General features: G+C 55.6%; 10 protein-coding genes. 9 read left to right on the forward strand and 1 reads right to left on the reverse strand.

Annotated elements, in window-relative coordinates:
* The 9 genes from ACF8AM_RS04720 to ACF8AM_RS04760 form a co-directional block, all read left to right on the forward strand.
* A partial coding sequence (locus ACF8AM_RS04720) for a hypothetical protein (protein ID WP_392554523.1) occupies nucleotides 1-220 on the forward strand: 220 nt, incomplete at its 5' end.
* Nucleotides 221-1,199: 979 nt separating this feature from the next.
* Nucleotides 1,200-4,922, forward strand: a complete 3,723-nt coding sequence (rpoB, locus tag ACF8AM_RS04725) for a DNA-directed RNA polymerase subunit beta (RefSeq protein ID WP_392554524.1) — start codon at nucleotides 1,200-1,202, stop codon at nucleotides 4,920-4,922.
* A 224-nt stretch (nucleotides 4,923-5,146) separates the two neighbouring features.
* On the forward strand, nucleotides 5,147-9,436 hold the full coding sequence (gene rpoC, locus ACF8AM_RS04730; protein ID WP_392554525.1) for a DNA-directed RNA polymerase subunit beta': 4,290 nt from the start codon (nucleotides 5,147-5,149) through the stop codon (nucleotides 9,434-9,436).
* Between the two features lie 224 nt (nucleotides 9,437-9,660).
* Nucleotides 9,661-11,037: a sulfatase-like hydrolase/transferase gene (locus tag ACF8AM_RS04735; RefSeq protein WP_392554526.1), complete on the forward strand. Its 1,377-nt coding sequence runs from the start codon at nucleotides 9,661-9,663 to the stop codon at nucleotides 11,035-11,037.
* Between the two features lie 232 nt (nucleotides 11,038-11,269).
* A complete protein-coding gene (locus ACF8AM_RS04740) occupies nucleotides 11,270-11,857 on the forward strand; it encodes a sigma-70 family RNA polymerase sigma factor (protein ID WP_392554527.1) in 588 nt (195 codons plus the stop codon).
* Complete coding sequence (locus tag ACF8AM_RS04745) at nucleotides 11,847-13,517, forward strand: LamG-like jellyroll fold domain-containing protein (protein ID WP_392554528.1); 1,671 nt, start codon at nucleotides 11,847-11,849, stop codon at nucleotides 13,515-13,517. Before ACF8AM_RS04740 ends, ACF8AM_RS04745 begins: the two co-directional genes overlap by 11 nt.
* 106 nt (nucleotides 13,518-13,623) lie before the next feature.
* Nucleotides 13,624-15,228 (forward strand): sulfatase, encoded by a 1,605-nt coding sequence (locus tag ACF8AM_RS04750; RefSeq protein WP_392554529.1) that lies wholly within the window; start codon nucleotides 13,624-13,626, stop codon nucleotides 15,226-15,228.
* Nucleotides 15,210-18,029 (forward strand): PSD1 and planctomycete cytochrome C domain-containing protein, encoded by a 2,820-nt coding sequence (locus ACF8AM_RS04755; RefSeq protein ID WP_392554530.1) that lies wholly within the window; start codon nucleotides 15,210-15,212, stop codon nucleotides 18,027-18,029. The genes ACF8AM_RS04750 and ACF8AM_RS04755 overlap by 19 nt, the downstream gene beginning before the upstream one ends.
* A gap of 17 nt (nucleotides 18,030-18,046) precedes the next feature.
* Nucleotides 18,047-19,549: a DUF1501 domain-containing protein gene (locus ACF8AM_RS04760; protein ID WP_392554531.1), complete on the forward strand. Its 1,503-nt coding sequence runs from the start codon at nucleotides 18,047-18,049 to the stop codon at nucleotides 19,547-19,549.
* A gap of 109 nt (nucleotides 19,550-19,658) precedes the next feature.
* Here ACF8AM_RS04760 and ACF8AM_RS04765 read toward each other — a convergent pair.
* On the reverse strand, nucleotides 19,659-20,198 hold a 540-nt coding region (locus ACF8AM_RS04765; RefSeq protein ID WP_392554532.1), incomplete at its 5' end, for a PhoPQ-activated protein PqaA family protein.

Consider the following 20,198-nt stretch of genomic DNA (forward strand, 5'->3'; position numbering starts at 1 on the left):
GCGAGAGGAAGGCTCAGGGGATGACATCTTGACTCCAAACAAAGAAATACGAACGAGAGACGAGGAGGGAACGAAACGAGACAAGTCCGCGGCCGCCCACACCAAACACAATCACCAGCGGGCGACAAACGCCGGACATCGCAAACTGACAGGCGAACCAACACCGCCCCTCGTCTGGCCAACGTACCGCTCCGGAAAAAAAGCCCAGCAGACAACCTAGCGTGACTGGGAAAGCCGGGCGAGAAGTCTATACGCACTTCACAAAGACTTTTTCTTTGCCCCGGCAGCGTTTGCTAGCAAAGCAAGATAAGCAGCCTGGGAGACTTAAACTGAACTGGCACCGCCGGTTAGCCAACTGCAGTCACTTCGACGACACAACTTTCCATCCAACAATCACCCCATCGAGGCGATCAAAATTGGCAAATCAGATGTTGACCGCCCCATCAATGCACGTAGGCTTACCCGCACAACTCCGCGAGTTCGCCTAGCGTGGAGCCGGACGCGGTCAGCTTGCGGCCACGGGCTGACATCGTTGATGAATTGTCCAAAAACATTGGTTTTTCGCGATTTTTTCGTGCGAATCGAATTTTGGATCGATTGTTCACGACGGCTTCACGGGCCGGGTACAGGACGTGCCCGGCCGCGGACGCTCGCCCCTCTTTTCCGCCTCTCAGTCGCCGCGCAGTTAGGACGGAGCATAAACCAGACCAAAATTCGTTTGGTTGCCCTTTGCGGATGCAAGATCAATCGTTAAAGTTTCGAAAGTGATCTTCGGCCCGGTGTTGCGTGACGCGTCTGTATTCGTTCTGTCTTTCTACTTTTGGCAATGACTTTTTTCTCACGAAGTGCTTTGTGAGATAAGAGTTACGTTCCCTTCATTCCATTCGCGGTTTTGACTCGCGAAGCCAATTCCCACGAACGGATTCGTTTGTTGGCAATGGGTTTCACGGTTTGCAAATCGTTCTGCGAGTGCATTTTGGAACGATCGCCACGATTGAAATTGCGATTTTTCGAATTTCTTTCGTCTCAGGTGGAACAGAGCATTTTCGCGAGCGGCGTCGCACCTTCGAAGTTCTCACGAACCCATTTCGTCATCTCATTGATGCGGTTTCGACGAATCAAGCTCCAAATAATGTGTGGGCGGATTCCGGGCTGTGTTGGTGTTTTTGTTCTTCCCCGCGAAGGAGCTCCCACTCACGATGGCAACTACGACTCAGCGTCGCCTCGAACCCACCTCGATTCGCAAATTCGGCACCGGCTTGGGCCAGTTCGATTTGCCCGACCTGACCGCCCTGCAAACAGTGTCCTACGCGGCATTCTTGCAAGAAGACGCGGCCAGCAACGCCCGCAAAGACCACGGGCTGGAGTCCGTGCTGAGGGAAATCTTCCCGATCGCCAGTTACGACGGGAACACGACGCTGGAGTACTTGTACTACGAACTGGGGAAGCCTCGCTACACGATCCAGGAATGCCGTCAACTGCGTTTGACCTACGGTCGCCCGCTGCGTATTTGGTTGCGTCTGAACCGCGAAGAGCCGATCGAAGAGGAAGTCTACCTCGGCGACCTGCCGATCATGCTGGGCGGTGGTGAATTCATCATCAACGGTGCTGAGCGCGTCGTCGTGTCGCAGTTGCACCGCAGCCCTGGTGTCGACTTCGTTCTGGAACAAGACACCACGACCGACCGCAAATTGCCTTCGTGCCGCGTGATTCCAGAACGTGGCTCGTGGATCGAAGTCAACGTGACCAAGAAGGACGCGTTGACCGTCCGCATCGACCAAAGCGGCAAATTCGCCGCGACGATGTTGCTGCGTGCCATGGATCCGAAGTACAGCACCGATGCGGATCTGCTTTCGGCGTTCTACGAAACCGGCACCATCAAGGTGAATGGTGGCAAAGACGCGACCAAGATCGAAAACAAGATCGCCGTCGACGATGTCGTGTACCCCAGCGGTCACGAGCGTGCTGGCGAAATCATCGTGGAAGCCGGCTACAAGATCACCACCGAACTTTCGGAAACGATCTGCAACGCTGGCGTGACCTCGGTTGAAGCGATGGACCTGCCAAAGGTTCCGTTGATTTTCAACACCCTTGCCGACGACAACACCGCCAGCCACGAAGAAGCGTTGCTGCGGATCTACCAGCGTTTGCGCCCGGGGAACCCGCCTCAATTGGAAAAAGCTCGCACGCTGTTCCAAGAAAAGTTCTACGACGACAACCGTTACCGTCTTGGTAAAGTCGGCCGCTTCCGCCTGAATCGAAAACTCGATCTGGGCGTCGAAGAGACCGTGATGACATTGCGTCCCGACGACATGATCGCCGCGATCCGCTACCTGATCGACTTGTTCGATGCAGACAGTGGCGCCGAAATTGACGACATTGACCACCTCGGCAACCGTCGTCTGCGAACGATCGACGAACTGGCCAGCGAAGAACTCCGCAAGGGGTTCTTGAAACTGCGTCGCACGGTTCAAGAACGCATGAGTGTCAAAGACGCTCAAGACATGACGCCGCGTTCATTGATCAACCCCAAGAGCGTTTCCGCAGCGATCGATTTCTTCTTCGGTCGTGGTGAACTCTCGCAGGTGGTCGACCAGACGAACCCACTGTCGCAACTGGCACACGAACGCCGTTTGTCGGCCCTCGGCCCTGGCGGTTTGAACCGGAAACGGGCAGGCTTCGAAGTCCGCGACGTGCACATCTCTCACTACGGTCGGATCTGCCCGATTGAGACTCCCGAAGGCACGAACATTGGTTTGATCAGCTCGCTGGCGATTTACGCCGGCGTCGATGATTACGGATTCCTTTGCACGCCGTATCGCAAAGTCGTCGAAGGCAAAGTCAGCGACGAAGTCGTCTGGCTACGTGCGGACGAAGAAGGCGAATCGTACGTGGCTCCTGCCGACACCGAAGTCAAAGACGGTGCCTTGGTTCCGGGCCCCAACATGATCGCTCGCTTCCGCAGCGACTTCGAGATCGTGATGCCGGAACAAGTCTCGTTCATGGACGTGGCTCCCGCTCAAATGGTCGGTGTCTCGGCTGGCTTGATTCCTTTCCTCGAGCACGATGATGCAAACCGTGCTTTGATGGGATCGAACATGCAGCGACAAGCTGTTCCTTTGTTGGTCACGGAACCACCAATCGTCGGGACCGGGATGGAACGCGAAGTCGCCAAGAACAGTGCGATGGTCGTGCGTGCTCGCCGTGCCGGCAAAGTGACGTATGCCGATGCGACTCGCATCGAAATCGGCAGCGATCACTACCCGCTGAAAAAGTACCAAGGCCTCAACGAACGAACCTGCCAAAACCAAAAACCACTCGTGACGGTTGGTGACAAGGTCGAAAAGGGCCAAATCATCGCCGACGGTGCTGCCACTCAAAAAGGCGAACTGGCGCTTGGACGAAACGTTTTGGTCGGCTTCATGTCGTTCGACGGATTCAACTACGAAGATGCGATCATCATCAGCGAAGAGCTGGTGCGAAACGACACGTACACTTCGATCCACATCGAAGACTTCGACGTTGAAATTCGCGAAACCAAATTGGGCCGCGAAGAATTCACTCGAGACATTCCGAACGTCTCCGAAAAAGCGCTCCGCAACCTGGATGACACCGGGATCGTTCAAGTCGGCACGTACGTGAAGCCCGGCGACATTCTGGTCGGCAAGGTTTCACCGAAGAGCAAGACCGAACTGACGCCCGAAGAAAAGCTGCTGCACGCCATCTTCGGTCGCGCCGGTGAAGACGTGAAGAACGATTCGCTGGAAGTGCCATCGGGCATCGAAGGCATCGTGATCGACACGCACAAATTCAGCCGACGGATGAGCCTTGGCGAAGACGAACGCAAGGAATTCGAGCGGGAACTGAAGCAGCACGAAACGGAAGGCAACGAAGAAATTGCCAGCACGTTTGAGTCGCTGATTCGGGACATGGAAGAAGCCTCCGGCGTCAAGCTAAAGGATTCCACCGGCACTCCACTGGCCGACGGACAGGATCCGAAGTTCGTTGCTGAACGAGCGACCAGCTTCCGTTTGGAACTCGTCCTTCAACAAATTGAAGACGAAGAAAAACGCAAAGCCGCCGAGAAAGTCCACCAAACCCAATGGCAAAACGTCGAACAAGCCATCGACGAACGCGATCGCAAGCTGAACAGCATGAAACGGGGCGATGAACTTCGCTCCGGCGTGCTGCAAATGGTCAAGGTTTACATCGCGACCAAGCGAACGATCAGCGTCGGTGACAAGATGGCCGGTCGTCACGGGAACAAGGGTGTGATCGCGAAAATCCTTCCGATCGAAGACATGCCGTTCTTGCCCGATGGGACACCCATTCAAATCATGCTCAACCCGCTGGGAGTTCCTAGCCGGATGAACGTGGGACAGATTTTGGAAACGCACTTGGGTTGGGCCGGAGCCAAACTCGGCTTCCAAGCACTCACGCCAATCTTTGACGGTGCCAGCGAATCGGAAATCAACGATTGCTTGGCCGAAGCCGGCTTGCCTGCTCACGGAAAAATTCGCTTGACCGATGGTCGAACCGGTGAGCCGATGGAGCAGGAAACCACGGTTGGATACATCTACATGCTGAAGCTTCACCACTTGGTCGACGACAAGGTCCACGCTCGCAGCACCGGCCCTTACTCGTTGATCACGCAGCAACCTCTCGGCGGCAAGGCTCGCTTCGGCGGCCAACGCTTCGGCGAGATGGAAGTCTGGGCGTTGGAGGCATACGGTGCCGCCTACATCCTGCAAGAATTGCTGACCGTGAAATCGGACGATGTGGAAGGACGAACCAAGATTTACGAGTCGATGGTCAAGGGAGAAAACACCCTGGAAGCCGGCACACCTGCCAGCTTCGACGTGTTGACCAACGAAATTCGTGGCTTGGCCCTGAACATGCAACTCGAGAAACGGCCGATCTAAGGAAGCCTTTGCGACTCACCTCGAATGAGTCGCAGCGGTTGTTCGGGTCAGCACCACGCTGGCCTGGACGGGCGAAAGCAAGACCCAGCCGTTTTGAACTCGCCCGGTTTTCGAACTCAAGCGTCAGAAGAATGACTCACCCCGTCTTCTGACCTTCTTCCCAACATCAATTGCACCAGCAAAAGAGCTAGCAGCGAACTGCTAATAGCTAGGAGCTTCTCAGAATGTCCATTGGCGAAACCAGCAACTACGATCGCATCAACGACTATGCCTCTGTCCGCATCTCGTTGGCACGACCTCAAGACATCAAAGCATGGTCGTTCGGCGAGGTCAAAAAACCCGAAACGATCAACTACCGAACCTATCGCCCTGAAAAAGACGGTCTGTTCTGCGAACGCATCTTTGGCCCTGAAAAGGACTGGGAATGTGCCTGCGGCAAATACCGTGGGATGAAATACAAGGGAATGATCTGCGACCGTTGCGGCGTGAAGGTCACCCACAGTCGCGTGCGTCGCAAACGCATGGGGCACATCGAACTGGCGGCTCCCGTCGTTCACATCTGGTTCTTCAAAGCGATGCCGTCGCGACTGGGCAACTTGCTCGCGATGAAAACCAGCTCGCTGGAAAAGGTCATTTACTTCCAGGATTACGTGGTCACGGATCCCAAGGACACCGACCTGGAAATGCTGCAACTCCTCACCGAAGAGGAATATCGCGCCGCTCGTCAACAGTACGGTCCTGGCAGCTTCCAAGCCGACATGGGTGCCGAAGCCGTCCGCGATCTATTGAACAAGCTCGACTTGGTCACACTGTCCGATCAACTGCGTGTTGACCTGGCGGAAACCGGCAGCAAGCAAAAGAAGAAGGACCTGATCAACCGACTGAAAATCGTGGAGTCGATCCGCGACAGCGACAACCGTCCCGAATGGATGATTCTCGACGTCATTCCGGTCATTCCTCCCGATTTGCGTCCTTTGGTTCTGCTGGACAGCGGCAACTTTGCGACGTCCGACCTGAACGACCTGTATCGCCGGATCATCAATCGCAACAACCGTTTGCGTAAACTGGTTGATCTGAATGCACCGGAAGTCATCATTCGCAACGAAAAGCGAATGTTGCAACAATCCGTCGATGCTTTGTTCGACAACAACCGCTGCAAACGTCCCGTGCTGGGATCGTCGAACCGTCCTTTGAAATCCTTGACCGACATGATCAAGGGAAAACAGGGACGCTTCCGCGAAAACTTGCTGGGCAAACGAGTCGATTACTCGGCCCGTTCGGTCATCGTGGTCGGTCCTCGTTTGAAACTGCACCAATGCGGTTTGCCCAAGAAGATCGCGCTCGAACTGTACCAACCGTTCATCATTCGTCGACTCAAAGAGCTCGGCCACGCTGACTCGATCAAGTCAGCCAAGAAGATGCTTGAACGAAAAGACGAAGAGGTTTGGGATATCCTCGATCAAGTCATCACGAACCACCCCGTGCTGCTGAACCGAGCCCCGACGCTTCACCGAATGGGCATCCAAGCTTTCGAACCAACCTTGGTCGAAGGCAACGCCATTCACTTGCACCCACTGGTTTGCAAAGGCTTCAACGCTGACTTCGACGGTGACCAAATGGCCGTCCACTTGCCGCTTTCGATCGAAGCGCAAGTCGAAGCTCACACGTTGATGATGAGCACGAACAACGTGTTCGCACCTTCGAACGGAAAGCCCATCATGAGTCCTTCGCAGGACATCGTCATGGGTTGCTACTTCATGACCGTCGAGATGCCCGATCAAAAGGGCGAAGGCATGACGTTCAGCACCTACGAAGAAGTCGACTACGCGATGGCCCAAGGCATCATCGGTCTGCACACGCGGATCAAGTTGCGTTTGCCGAAGTACCAAAAGCTGAAAACCGACGACGACAGCGGCGAATACGGGGCCGTCATCGACACCACCCCAGGTCGTGTTCGCTTCAACGAAATGCTGCCCGTCGGCATGGACTTCTACAACCGCGCCATGCGTAGCGGTGACTTGGCGAAATCGATCAGTGACTGCTACCAGCGTCTCGGACGCAAAGCAACGATTCACTTGCTCGACGACATGATGCAAGCTGGTTTCCGCGAATCCACCCGCAGTGGTCTGTCCTTCGCGACGGATGACTTGGTGACCCCAGACACCAAGCAACAGTTCATCAAAGAAGCCGAAAAAGAGGTCATGAAGCACAAGAAGGCTTATGACCGCGGTCTGATGACGGGCAAGGAACGATACAACCAGGTTCTCGATGCTTGGACTCACGCTCGCGAAGCCATCACGGCAGACATGATGTCGGCGATGGAAAACGACATCCGGCCCGGCGGTTGGTACATCAACCCCGTTTTCTTGATGTCGCACTCGGGTGCACGGGGTGGTATCGAACAAATTCGTCAGCTCGCTGGTATGCGTGGTCTGATGGCCAAGCCAACCGGTGAAATCATCGAAACACCTATCAAGGCAAACTTCCGTGAAGGCCTGTCGGTGCTCGAATACTTCTCGTCCACGCACGGTGCCCGAAAGGGTCTGGCCGACACGGCGTTGAAGACAGCCGACTCCGGTTACCTGACTCGTAAGCTTGCCGACGTCGCTCAAAACGTTGTGGTCACCATGCATGACTGCGGCACCACTCAGGGCATCACGAAGGGTGTTGTTTACCGTGGTGAGAAGGTCGAAGTCTCACTGGCGGAATCGATCAACGGTCGTGTCAGCCTGAAGTCGATCGTCAACCCGGTCACCGACGAAGTGATCGTGGAAGCGAACCAGATGATCACTCCCGAGATCGCTCGCAACATCGAGGCGATGGGACTGGAGAAAATCCAAGTTCGTACGCCAATGTCTTGCGACGCACCTCTGGGTGTTTGCCGATGCTGCTATGGCATGGACATGTCGACCGGATCAATGGTCGAAGAAGGCATGGCCGTCGGGATCATCGCCGCCCAGTCGATTGGTGAGCCCGGTACTCAGTTGACGATGCGTACGTTCCACATCGGTGGTTCGGTGAGCAAGCAAGTCGAAGAGTCCGACATCAAGACCTCGCGTGCCGGCGAAGTTCGCTTGACGCGAATGAAGGCCGTCACGAACGCCGAAGGCCGCGACATCGTTCTGACACGAAACGGCCAGATCTTGCTGGTCGATGACCGTGGACGGGAAGTCGAGTCGTACGACATTCCAACCGGTGCCATGCTGATGGTCAAAGAAGGTGACCAAGTCACCGCCGGCCAAGTCCTCTGCGAATGGAACCCCTACTCGATTCCAATTTTGTCGGAAGTCACCGGTAAGATCCGCTTCGAAGACGTGGTCGAAGGCGACACAATGCGAGTGGATCGCGAAGCCAGCGGCAACACTCGGATGACCATCATCGACCACAAGGGTGATTTGCACCCGCAGTTGGTCATCGAAGATGAAACCGGTCGTCCGCTTCACGCTCAGTACTTGCCCGAACGTGCAACGATCTCGGTCAAGGAAGGCGAAGAAGTCATCCCTGGTAAGGTTCTGGCCGAAATGCCTCGTGAAACGGGCGGTGTGTCGGACATCACCGGTGGTCTGCCGCGTGTGACTGAGATCTTCGAAGCTCGCAAGCCAAAGGATCCGGCCGTGATCGCGGAAGTCGACGGCGAAGTCGAAATCCTCAGCGAACGCAAACGTGGCAAACGAACGATCATCGTCCGCAGCGAATCCGGAATCGAACGCGAACACTTGGTGCCTCACGGAAAGCACTTCTTGGTGCACACCGGCGACATCGTGAAGGCTGGTCAAGCCTTGGTCGATGGTGCGTTGGTTCCTCACGACATCTTGCGAGTGACCGGGGAAGAAGCCGTTCAGCAATACCTGCTGCACGAAATTCAACAGGTCTATCGCAGCCAGCGTGTGGAGATCAACGACAAACACGGCGAAATCATCATCGCTCGCATGCTTCGCAAGGTGAAGATCGAGAACGCCGGCGACACCAACCTGTTGCCAGGTAGCGTGATGGACCGATTCCACTTCCGCAAAGCCAACCAGGACTTGCAGAAGTGCATCAAGATCGCCAACCCTGGTGACACGGACTACACCGAAGGCACGATCGTGCCCAAGGAAGCGTTCGAGCAAACCAACGCCGAAGTCGAAGCGATGGGCGGAACCCCTGCCAAGGGCAAACGTTGCAAGAGTGCAACGGCCAGCACCCAGTTGCTCGGAATCACCAAGGCCGCCGTTCAGTCGAACTCGTTCATCTCGGCAGCGTCGTTCCAAGAAACCACCAAGGTGCTCACCGAAGCCGCTTTGGCTGGCAAGGTCGACAAGTTGGTCGGTTTGAAAGAGAACGTGATCCTGGGTCACTTGATCCCCGCCGGTACCGGTTTCCGCATCTTCCAAGAATCGGAAGTCAACTACCGTCGCGAAGCACTCGAAGAATTGTCGCAGGCTCCCGTCTCGGCACTCGAAGAGTCCTTCCCATTGCTGGGCGGTGACGGCGAAACCGCCTCCAGCACTTCCAGCAGCAACGAAGGCGAGTGATCGAAACTTCGAATCGTTAGAACAAAGAACCGGGCGTCCCCACGACGCCCGGTTTTTTCATGCGCAAACAGTCCTGAGTCCTGAGTCCCTGAGTCCCTGTGGCCCTGTGGCCCTGATAAACTAATCCCCCCCATCCCTCCCCCAGTCTCAGCCTCATCATGCTTGCGTTACCCTCTTCTTCCATAGTCGATCGAGTTGTAATCGGCGTGATCCTGGCGAGTTGGGTGTCGTGGCTACCAAACACCTCGAAGGCCTCCCCGCCCAATCTGGTCGTGATCATCGCCGACGATCTTGGCTATGGTGAAACCGGAATGATGGGGAACGAAGACATCCCCACTCCCGCAATCGATGCTTTGGCCCGGTCGGGAGTTCGCTGCACCAGCGGCTACGTGACATCGTCTTACTGCAGTCCTTCCCGAGCAGGCTTTCTCTCAGGCCGCTATCAATCGCGATTTGGCTATGACCTCAATCCGACCGGAAAACGCAATCATCACCCCAACGCTGGCTTGCCAGTCGACCAACCGACCTTCGTCCAGCACCTGCAATCGGCGGGCTATCAAACCTCTTTGATTGGCAAGTGGCATCTTGGCACACAGCCCCAGCAGGTCCCGACCGCGAAAGGATTCGATCGATTCTTTGGCTTCCTTCACGAAGGTCACTACTATGTTCCCGGGCCGCCATTCAAAAATGTCTGGACGATGCTCCGGGACAAATCACTTCCTTCTGGCCAGTTGCGAACCGACCAACGAACCATTCGCGGCAACTACGCGCCCATCAATGAACCGGCTTATGACGCGGACAATCCAATTCTGGATGGGTCCGAATCGATCGACAATTGGCAATACCTGACCGACACCATCACGGACCACGCAGTCGACGCCATCGTCCAATCCGGGTCGGCGCCATTCGCTCTGGTGGTCTCTTACAACGCCGTTCATTCACCCATGCAAGCCACGCTGGATGACCACCAGAAAATGGCTCACATCCAAGATCCCCAACGGAGGATTTTCGCGGGGATGCTGATCGCATTGGACCGCGGGGTTGGGCAGATCATGAACACTCTCACTGAACATCACCTTCGCGAAAAAACTTTGGTGGTCTTCTTCAGTGACAATGGTGGCCCCACTGCGGAACTGACCAGCAGCAACGCACCGCTTCGTGGCGGCAAAGGCAGTCTCTACGAAGGAGGCGTTCGCATCCCGATGATCTGGAGCATGCCAGGAACGATCCCCACTGCAGCTGAAGAAGATGCCCCGATCCTCAGTCTCGACATCGCCGCTTCGTTCTTGCCCTTGGCGATCAACGACGCATCCCAGCGTGAAACGGATGGCGCAAATGTTTTGCCTTGGATTGGCCGAGGCACCTACGAGTCGGACCGAACGATCTGGTGGCGGATGCCTCGCGGCGCTCGAGCCCTTCGGCATGGCAATTGGAAGTTTGTCCAGGCTCGCATGAACCAACCCCTCCAGCTCTTCAACCTCGAATCGGACCTCAGCGAATCCAGCGACCTGTCCGCGGCTCATCCGGATCGCCTGCAAGAATTGGTTGCCATTTGGGAATCATTGCAATCTGAAATGCCACCACCCAAGAATTTCGACTGACATTTCGCTTTCCAAGCTCTTGCCCCGACCACTCTCTGCGAAATTGGACTTCAGGAAAATCTTTGTAGATTCCTGGCCGAATGGAATGACTAAGCAGGCAGGCAGAAATGATTGATTTTCATCCTACGAGCCGTTTGGGCGTTAGCCCCGATTGTGCTTGGGAACCGTGGCGAACGCCAGAAGGCTGGCATCCCCGAAGAGACCTGCGTACCTGTTTAGGTGGAGCAAAAACATGGCGGCCAGTGATGCCCCCAGCAACAGCGTCGATTCGAACGAACGTGAGCAGCAATACAACGAATTTGTCGCATTGCTGACGCGTCACGATCTGTCGATCCGCCGGTTCATCCGTTCGCTGCTGCCCAACCGCGACGCCGTCGACGATGTGGTGCAAGAAACGGCATTGGAATGCTGGAAGAAATTCGACGATTTCTCGACGCAGAACACTGGCCAAGAAAACGAATTCGCTCGATGGGCATGCGTGATTGCTCGCTACAAAACGCTCAGTTGGATTCGCGATCAGAGTCGTGACCGATTGATTTTTCGCGATTCAGTGGTGGAAGCCTTGGCAGCATCTGCTCTTCCGGACTTGGAACGACATGAGGACGAGCGACGCGCAATGGAACGCTGCTTGGCCAAACTCGGAGAGTCTCAGCGGCGATTGGTACTGAGCGTTCACTCGCCCGGTCAATCCGTTGCCTCCATCGCCAAGCAAACCGGGCAGAAGGCGCGACGTCTTTATTACCAACTCAATGTCTTGCGTGCTTCGCTCCAGCAATGCGTCGAGAAAACACTGCAGCAGGAGCTCCACCATGAAAGATGATTTTCAGAATCTGGTCTATCAAGCGATCGACCAAACGATCACCCCCGAGGACTTTGATCGCCTGCAAGATCTGTTGGAAAGCAGTGAAGAAGCCAGGCAGGCCTATCTGCAGGTGGTCAATGCCAGCGAATCGCTTCACGAGATCGCCGCATCCTCCACCCCCGTTCTCGCTGCGCAGACTCGCCCAGCGGACCCAACGCTTCCGTTGCCCTTGTACCGTTGGCCCAGTGTGTTCGCATTGCGTTCGCTGATGATCGCGGCCTCCGCCTTGATCCTCGTCGGGGGCTTGGCGTACTGGTTGGGACAACAGCGATGGTCTTCCCTCGTGTTGCCAGCCACTGTCTCACTGGAATCCGATGCCACCGAATCTCAAATCGCGGGCCATGCAACGCTACGACGCGCGGTGGACCTTCAATGGCCATCGAACTCCGAATCGGCCAAGGTCGGTGATGTTTTGCCCAACGGGCGTTTTCAGTTCGAGAGCGGTATCGCGGAGATTGATTTTTTCTGCGGCGCAACATTGATCGTCGAAGGTCCGGCGGAACTGAACATTGAATCCGATTGGTCCGTCCGCGTGTTTCAAGGCCGCTTGCGAGCAACCGTGCCACCCGCCGCTCGCGGTTTCCTCGTGAAGGCGGCCGAGTCAGAAGTCGTCGACCTAGGAACAGAATTCACCATGGATGTCACCGCCGACACCGCTCGTGTCGAAGTCGTCGACGGCGAAATCATGTTGCGAGGTGGCAAATTAGATGGTCAGCACCTCTACACTGGCGACAAAGAAACACTTCATGGTTCACCATCCCAGCAAAACTTCGGTCGCATGATCACGGCGACTGATTTGGATCGACGAGATCGCTCGGCAACTCAGCAGCGTTTCGAAGAATGGCGTTTGTCGATGCAATCCATCCAAGCTGACCCGCGACTGATCGCACACTACGACACATCCAATCTCCAACACCGCATCATTCGCAACGGAGCGAACACTGGCGACGACCGAGACGGGTTGCTGGTCGGTCCCGTGGACGTGCTAGACGGACGATTTGGCACGGAATCTCGCGGCCTCAACTTCAAGCGACTGGGCTCTCGCGTTCGCACTCGAATCGAAGGTGACTTCCAAGCGTTCACATTCGCATGCTGGGTCAAGATCGACAATCTCAACCAACGCTACAGCGCTTTGTTCATGGGGGACGGATATGAGAACGGTGAACCTCACTGGCAAATTCGCGACGACGGACGCCTGATGTTTTCCGTCATGGTCGATGATTCTCAAAGCGTCAGTTTTTACAACAAACGCGATCAACGCGTCGTCGAAGACGCTGGCCTGCATCGCGTCTATACCACGGAACCATTTTGGGACATTTCCAAGAGCGGGCAATGGTTTCATTTGGCTGCGGTTTATGACCCGGCCTCAGAACGGGTGCAACAGTTTGTGAACGGCACTCGCATCAGCCGCGAGGCGATTGAGCCTAAGTATCACATCGACACCCTACGAATAGGTCCCGCAGAAATCGGAAACTGGGGTCAACCGTTTCGCGAAACCCCTTGGTTTGCGGTCCGCAACCTGGACGGCACGATCGATGAACTGACGATCTACAATGCAGCACTCCAGCCAGCCGAGATTCAGTTGCTTTATGAGTCCGGCAAACCGCTGGGTTACTGAACCGAAAATGCAGTGGCACAGGCATCCAGTCTTTGAGACTTCCAATACGAACGGAATGCTCGTGCCACAAGAAATTCATCCCCTCCCCATCGCCCCACCGAGAAACATGCTTCGACTGTTACTCACTTTGTCTTTCGTCTTACTTTCGCAATCTGTTTCTGATGCGGGCGAGAAACTCAACGTTTTGTTCATCGCAGTCGATGACTTGCGTCCAGAACTTGGCTGCTATGGCTCACCGATCGCGAAAACACCTCATTTGGACCGTTTGGCAGCCGATGGACTGCTCTTTGACCGTGCGTATTGCCAACAAGCGATCTGCCGTCCCTCGCGAGCGAGTTTAATGACAGGGTCTCGTCCCGATACCACGGGACTCTATCACAACTATGTTTCGCTTCGCGAATTGCAACCAGACATCTTGACGCTCCCCGAACACTTCATTGCGCACGGGTACGAAGCGGCTTACTGCGGGAAAATTTTTCACCAGGGCGACACCGACGACGGACGGTCCTGGAATCGCGAATCTGTGAAACAAGTCGAGGGAATTCGAAAACCGAAAGGCGGGTACGCTCTGTCAGAAAACCTCAAAATGAAATCGGACAACATGAAAACCATGTTGGCGAAGTACGGCGAAGCTGCCCGCAAAGGACTGGCCGCCGGCCCGGCTTACGAAAAAGCCGACGTTGCCGACACCGATTACATCGATGGCTACAACACTGAAATGGCCATCGCGACATTGAAAGAATTGGTCCAGGATGGCGACAAGCCCTTCTTTTTGGGAATGGGCTACAAGTTACCTCACCTGAACTGGTGTGCCCCCAGCAAGTACTGGGATCTGTACAACGCCGACGACATTCCAATGGCCCAAGAAACCGAGGCACCCCAGGACGGCGCTGCGATGGGATTGCACGCTTCCTTTGAACTTCGCACCCGCGCGGGTATTCCGAAATCGGGTCCTTTGTCGCCGGAACTATCGCGCACACTCAAACATGCCTACCTGGCCTCAGTCAGCTACGTCGATGCACAAATCGGAAAACTGATCGCCGCCCTGGAAGAGGCCGGTGTTCGCGACAACACCGTGATTGTTGTCTGGGGCGATCACGGGTGGCACTTGGGCGACTTGGGAGTCTGGGGCAAAGCCACCAACTATGAAATCGCGACCCGTGTTCCTTTGATGATCTGGGCGCCGGACATGCAAGCTCGTGGAGCTAAAACGGACGCTTTGGTGGAACTGGTCGACATCTATCCGACGCTCTGCGAGTTGGCTGACATCCCGGTTCCGACTCACACCGAAGGCACCAGCTTTGAACCCCTGATGCAGGATCCAAATCAACCATGGAAAACGGCTGTCTTCAGCCAATATCCCAATCCCGCTCTTCGAGAATGGGCGGCCAACCCTCTCTCCCGCGGCATGCGAGAAACCTGGTTCGGTCCACTGATCCAACAGGTTGAAGATCGAATCATCCAACAACAGGGTTCGAAATGGGATCGCGAACTTTTTGAACAACATCTGATGGGTTACACGATGCGTACCGATCAATATCGTTTGGTGGTCTGGCGAGATCATCGAGACGCCCAAGCTGAACCGCTATTCATTGAACTCTTCGACCACGCGACCGATCCACAAGAGACCAAGAACATCGCGAAAGAAGAACCTGAACTGACGAAAAAACTCTTGGCTCAGTGGCGAGCAGGATGGGAGGCAGCGAAATGAAAAATCCAATGCAATTGAAACGAACCTGGCCGCAGGTGTGCTTGTTCGTTCTGACCGTTCTCACCGCCAACCTCAGCAGGGCCGAAACGGTTGACTACGAGAACGACATCGCTCCGATTCTGGAGGACCGCTGCGTCTACTGCCACGGCGAAGACGAACAAGAATCCGGACTGCGTCTCGATTCACGTCCACACATGCTTCGCGGAGGTGACTCGGGATTGCCGGCCCTGGTGCCCGGACATCCAGAGAAAAGTTACGTCATGGATGTGATCCAACATCTCGATGAAGAAATGGCGATGCCACCGGATGACGACCAATTGCCCCAAGAAGAAATCGACCTGATTTCGCGTTGGATCAAAGAGGGAGCTCAGTGGCCAGGACAGATGGACGCGGTTCTGGAATTCGAATCCGACCACTGGGCCTTCCAACCAATCATCCGTTCAGAAGTTCCTGCGGTCCCAGACACAGATGGCTCGTCCCATGCGAATGCACTGCAACCCATCGATGCCTTCTTGCGATCGCGTTTGGCGGAACATGGTCTCGACTATTCCGATCCGGCGGACCCACGTTCGTTGATTCGGCGACTCGCGATTGTCTTGACGGGACTTCCTCCGACACCCGAAGAAACACAAACCTTCGTTCGCGAATTTCAGGCGAACCGCGAACTTGCCTACGAACAAGCGGTGGATCGCTTACTGCAATCACCGCACTTCGGTGAACGCTGGGCTCAACATTGGCTCGATGTCATTCGCAGGTCCGAAACCAACGGGTCCGAAGCCAACCTGTACCGTAAGAACGCGTGGGTCTATCGCGATTACGTGGTTCGGTCGTTCAACGAAGACAAGCCGTACAACCAATTTGTCCAAGAACAAATTGCCGGCGATACCATGGGTGCCGGGGAAGCGACCGGATACCTGGTCGCGGGGCCTCACGTTCCTCCCGCGACAGTTGGTCGTGAACCCACGGCGATTCGCCAGGCTCGCGCCGACCGGATGGATGAAATCTTGCAAACCGTGGGAGCGTCGGTCATGGGAGTCACCGTGGGATGTGCTCGTTGCCACAACCACAAATTTGACCCCCTTTCCATTCAAGACTACTACTCGATGACGGCAGTCTTCCAAGACGTTGAGTTTGGAAGTCGTCAACCAGAGTTTTCGGAAAACCACCCGCTTCGAAAACGCGGCAAGGAATTGTGGCAACAAATCCAAGCACAACGTGACAAACTGCGTGACGACGGCGGATGGGAAGAAAACTGGGGTGCGAATCGTGAACTTCACTTTCCCGCCATCACAACCACGGCCGTTCGAATCCGATTCAAAACTCCCAACTTGGGATTGGATGAGCTCGAGGTCCTCGGGCATCACGGTTTGAACCGGAACCTCGCCGATGCGCGTGAAGGAACGCAGGTCACCGGATTCCCAGAAGAGGGAACTGATGGACGCAATCCGATCGAGCGAATCAATGACGGCGAATACGGAACGATGGCATGGCGGACCAAACTCGATGCCAAGAAAGAAGAACGCCCTTGGGTCGAATTCCAATTCCAGGGCCCACAAACCATCAACCGTCTTCGTTTGAGTAACAACCGTGAATACTTCTACGACACGGACTACCTGAACAAGAAACCTTATCTGCCCAAGTACCAGTTCGACGTGGACATTCGGCAGGAAGACGGAACCTGGCAACCTTGGACCGGCACCTGGGCGGCCAACACCAAACTGCTGAAGAACAATCCGCAGCGAAAGCAAACCATTGCGAACATCCAAGAGTTGATCGATCAACTTTCCGAAGAAGGGCCTCAACCAAGCTTTGTGGGTCGGTTCATAAAACCAGTTGAGACACGAGTCCTACTGCGGGGCAGTCCCGAAAGTCCCCATGATGTTGTGATGCCCGCCGCTCCGGAAATCTTCGACGGCGACTTGGGGCTTGATTCCATGACTCCAGGCCCCGAGCGTCGCCGTCAATTCGCGAAGTGGTTGACATCGCCTGAGAATCCGCTGACAGCCAGAGTCATGGTCAACCGAGTGTGGCACCATCTATTTGGAACGGGCATCGTTCCGACGACCAGCGACTTTGGACGAGCAGGAGCACCTCCCACGCATCCGGAATTGCTGGACTGGCTCGCCGATGAATTCGTTTCCCCGGCAAGTGGCGACACAGCCGCGTGGTCCGTCAAATCGCTCGTGCGGATGCTGGTGATGTCCGAGGCGTTTCGTCAGTCAAGTTCACCAAATGAGAAAGGACTGGAACGGGACGCGGGCTCAGCTTTGCTGTGGCGATTCCCGCCGCGTCGAGTGGAAGCCGAAGTCATTCGAGACTCCATCTTGATGGCATCCGGTTCAATGGATCTCCGCATCGGCGGACGCAGCTATCGCATCCACAACGAAAAAGCGACCTATGCCCAGTGGGAAGTCGTCAACAACCACGGTCCCGAAACTTGGCGACGGATGCTGTACCAGGAAAGAATGCGCCGGGTGGACGACCAAATTTTCACTGCCTTTGATTTCCCGGACTGCGGTCAAGTTCGAGCCAAACGCCCGGTTTCGACGACGCCTCTGCAAGCATTGAATTTGATGAACAGTGACTTTGTGCTCGCGCAATCGGATCTGATTGCGAAACGAGCCCTGCTGGAATCGGAGAACGATCTCGATGCCGCAGTGAATCGATGTTTTGAACTTCTGCTCGGTCGCTCGTCAACCGAAGCTGAGCAGACGGCGTGCATGAACATTGCTCGCAATGGTGAGTTGGCATTGGTGTGCCGAGCTCTGATCAACTCCAACGAACTTGCCTTCCTCCCCTAGCACTGAACCGTATGCACATGACGAATCCTGAAAACCTCTCTGCCCAAGGTCGCCGACTGCTGGACCGGCGAAGCTTTCTAGGCACGGCTGGACTTTCTTCGGCCGGGCTTGGGCTGGCCAGTCTGCTGCAGTCGGACGGACTGCTCGCGTCGGACGTTGGTTCGGCCGGAGGCAAAACACCGATTCGCCCTTCGATTGATCCTAACAACCCATACCTGCCGCGTCCGGCTCATTTCGAGGCTCCTGCCAAGCAGGTCCTGGTGATTTTCTGCCCGGGTGCGGTCAGCCACGTCGACACGTTTGATTACAAACCGGCGCTGACGAAACTGCATGGTCAGAAACCACCGGGCATTCCCGCGGTCACTTTCGAAGGCCCCACTGGAAACATCGCGAAACCGTTCTGGGATTTCAAACCCCGCGGCGAATCCGGCAAGATGGTTTCAGATTTGTTGCCACACCTGGCGGAGCAAGTCGACGATTTTTGCTTTCTGCATTCGCTCAACACCGACACGAGCGCCCACCCTCAAGGCGAGAACTTTCTGAACACCGGGTTCACGATGGAAGGGTTCCCGTCGTTTGGTGCTTGGGTAACCTACGCCTTGGGGACCGAAAATCAAGAACTACCCGCATTCGTCGCGATCAACGATCCACGCGGTTTAGCTCGCAGCGGCAAGAACAATTTTGGCAACGGATTCCTACCGGCGGCGTTCCAGGGAACGGATTTCAACGCCAAGAATCCGCCCAACAACTTGCATCGTCCCAGTGGGCTGTCACCCGACGCGGATCGGGCAACCGTTGACTTGCTGCAACGCCTCAACGCAAAGCACCTGGAACTCTACCCAGGTGATGCCAACTTAGCAGGACGAATCGCCAGCTATGAGTTGGCAGGAAAGATGCAGACGTCGGTGCCGGACGTGATGGACCTCTCCGGTGAAACGGCCGCCACCTTGAAAGCCTATGGGGTCGAAGGGGGCAGCAAACTACGAGGTGAATATGCCAAGAACTGCATCCTGGCTCGCCGCCTCATCGAAAAAGGAGTTCGAGTTGTCCAGTTGTTCAATGGCAGTGACCCAGCCGGCGGCAATGGGATTTCAAACTGGGACTCGCACTCCAACATCGCTGAGACACACGCGATGCAGGCAGAAATCATGGACCAACCGACGGCAGCACTCATCGCTGACATGAAGCAAAGAGGCTTGCTCGAAAACACCTTGGTCGTGTGGGCAACGGAATTTGGTCGAATGCCATTCCTGCAATCCAATGGGACCGGACGCGATCACAACCCCGACGCCTTCACTTGCTTCCTCACCGGGGCAGGCGTCAAACGAGGTTTCAGCTACGGCGAGAGTGACGAGTTCGGTTTCAAATCCGCGGTGAACCCAACATCGGTCTACGACTTCAACGCCAGTCTGTTGCACTTGATGGGACTGGACCATGAACGACTGACGTTCTATCACAACGGATTGGAACGACGATTGACCAATGTTCACGGCAGTGTCATCCAAGACGTGCTGGCGTGATGCTCGCCCATCGACTGAGATGGACAATTGGCAATGAAGTGCGTGAAGGAACTGGATGGTGCGTCTCGGTGGGGGACCACCGAGCTACAAATCAGTCATGCGATTTGCTTCAGTCCAAAACACGGATTTGCGAGGTCACCGACAACGGGAACATCCCTCCCTGATCGTATTGAGCTTCGACGAATGCGCCGACGCTGCCGCGTTCTGGGGGCGCCACCTCTGCGACCCAAGTCCCGTCCTCGGTGGCTTGCAGTGGAGACGATCCCCACGTGGATGAACGGAGATCACGTGTGGGTGAATTCGCGGTCCAAACCAAGACTTTGCTTGGCGTCTGATCGCTCGTCGCAATGATCTTCATCCCACCAGACGTTGTTTCCGAACGCGTGTTCCATTTGGGCATGACGGTGCCTTGACTGATCGATCGATGCAGAGCGGACACGCCCCCCACCACGCGTGGAATGTCATTCAAACCATGCCCGTTGTTCGGAATATTCAACAGCCATTTTGGACCGGGCAGATCGTCAAAGTAATGCTGTGCGGAATCAGCGGGCCAGTATGGATCGTTGCTGCCGAGCAACACCAACGTTGGCATCGACAAGGCATCCCGGTGTTCGTAAGGATCGACCAACTGCATCAACGTTTTGCCACT

Source organism: Rhodopirellula sp. JB055 (genome assembly GCF_043100905.1).
In the GTDB taxonomy this organism is placed as follows: domain Bacteria; phylum Planctomycetota; class Planctomycetia; order Pirellulales; family Pirellulaceae; genus Rhodopirellula.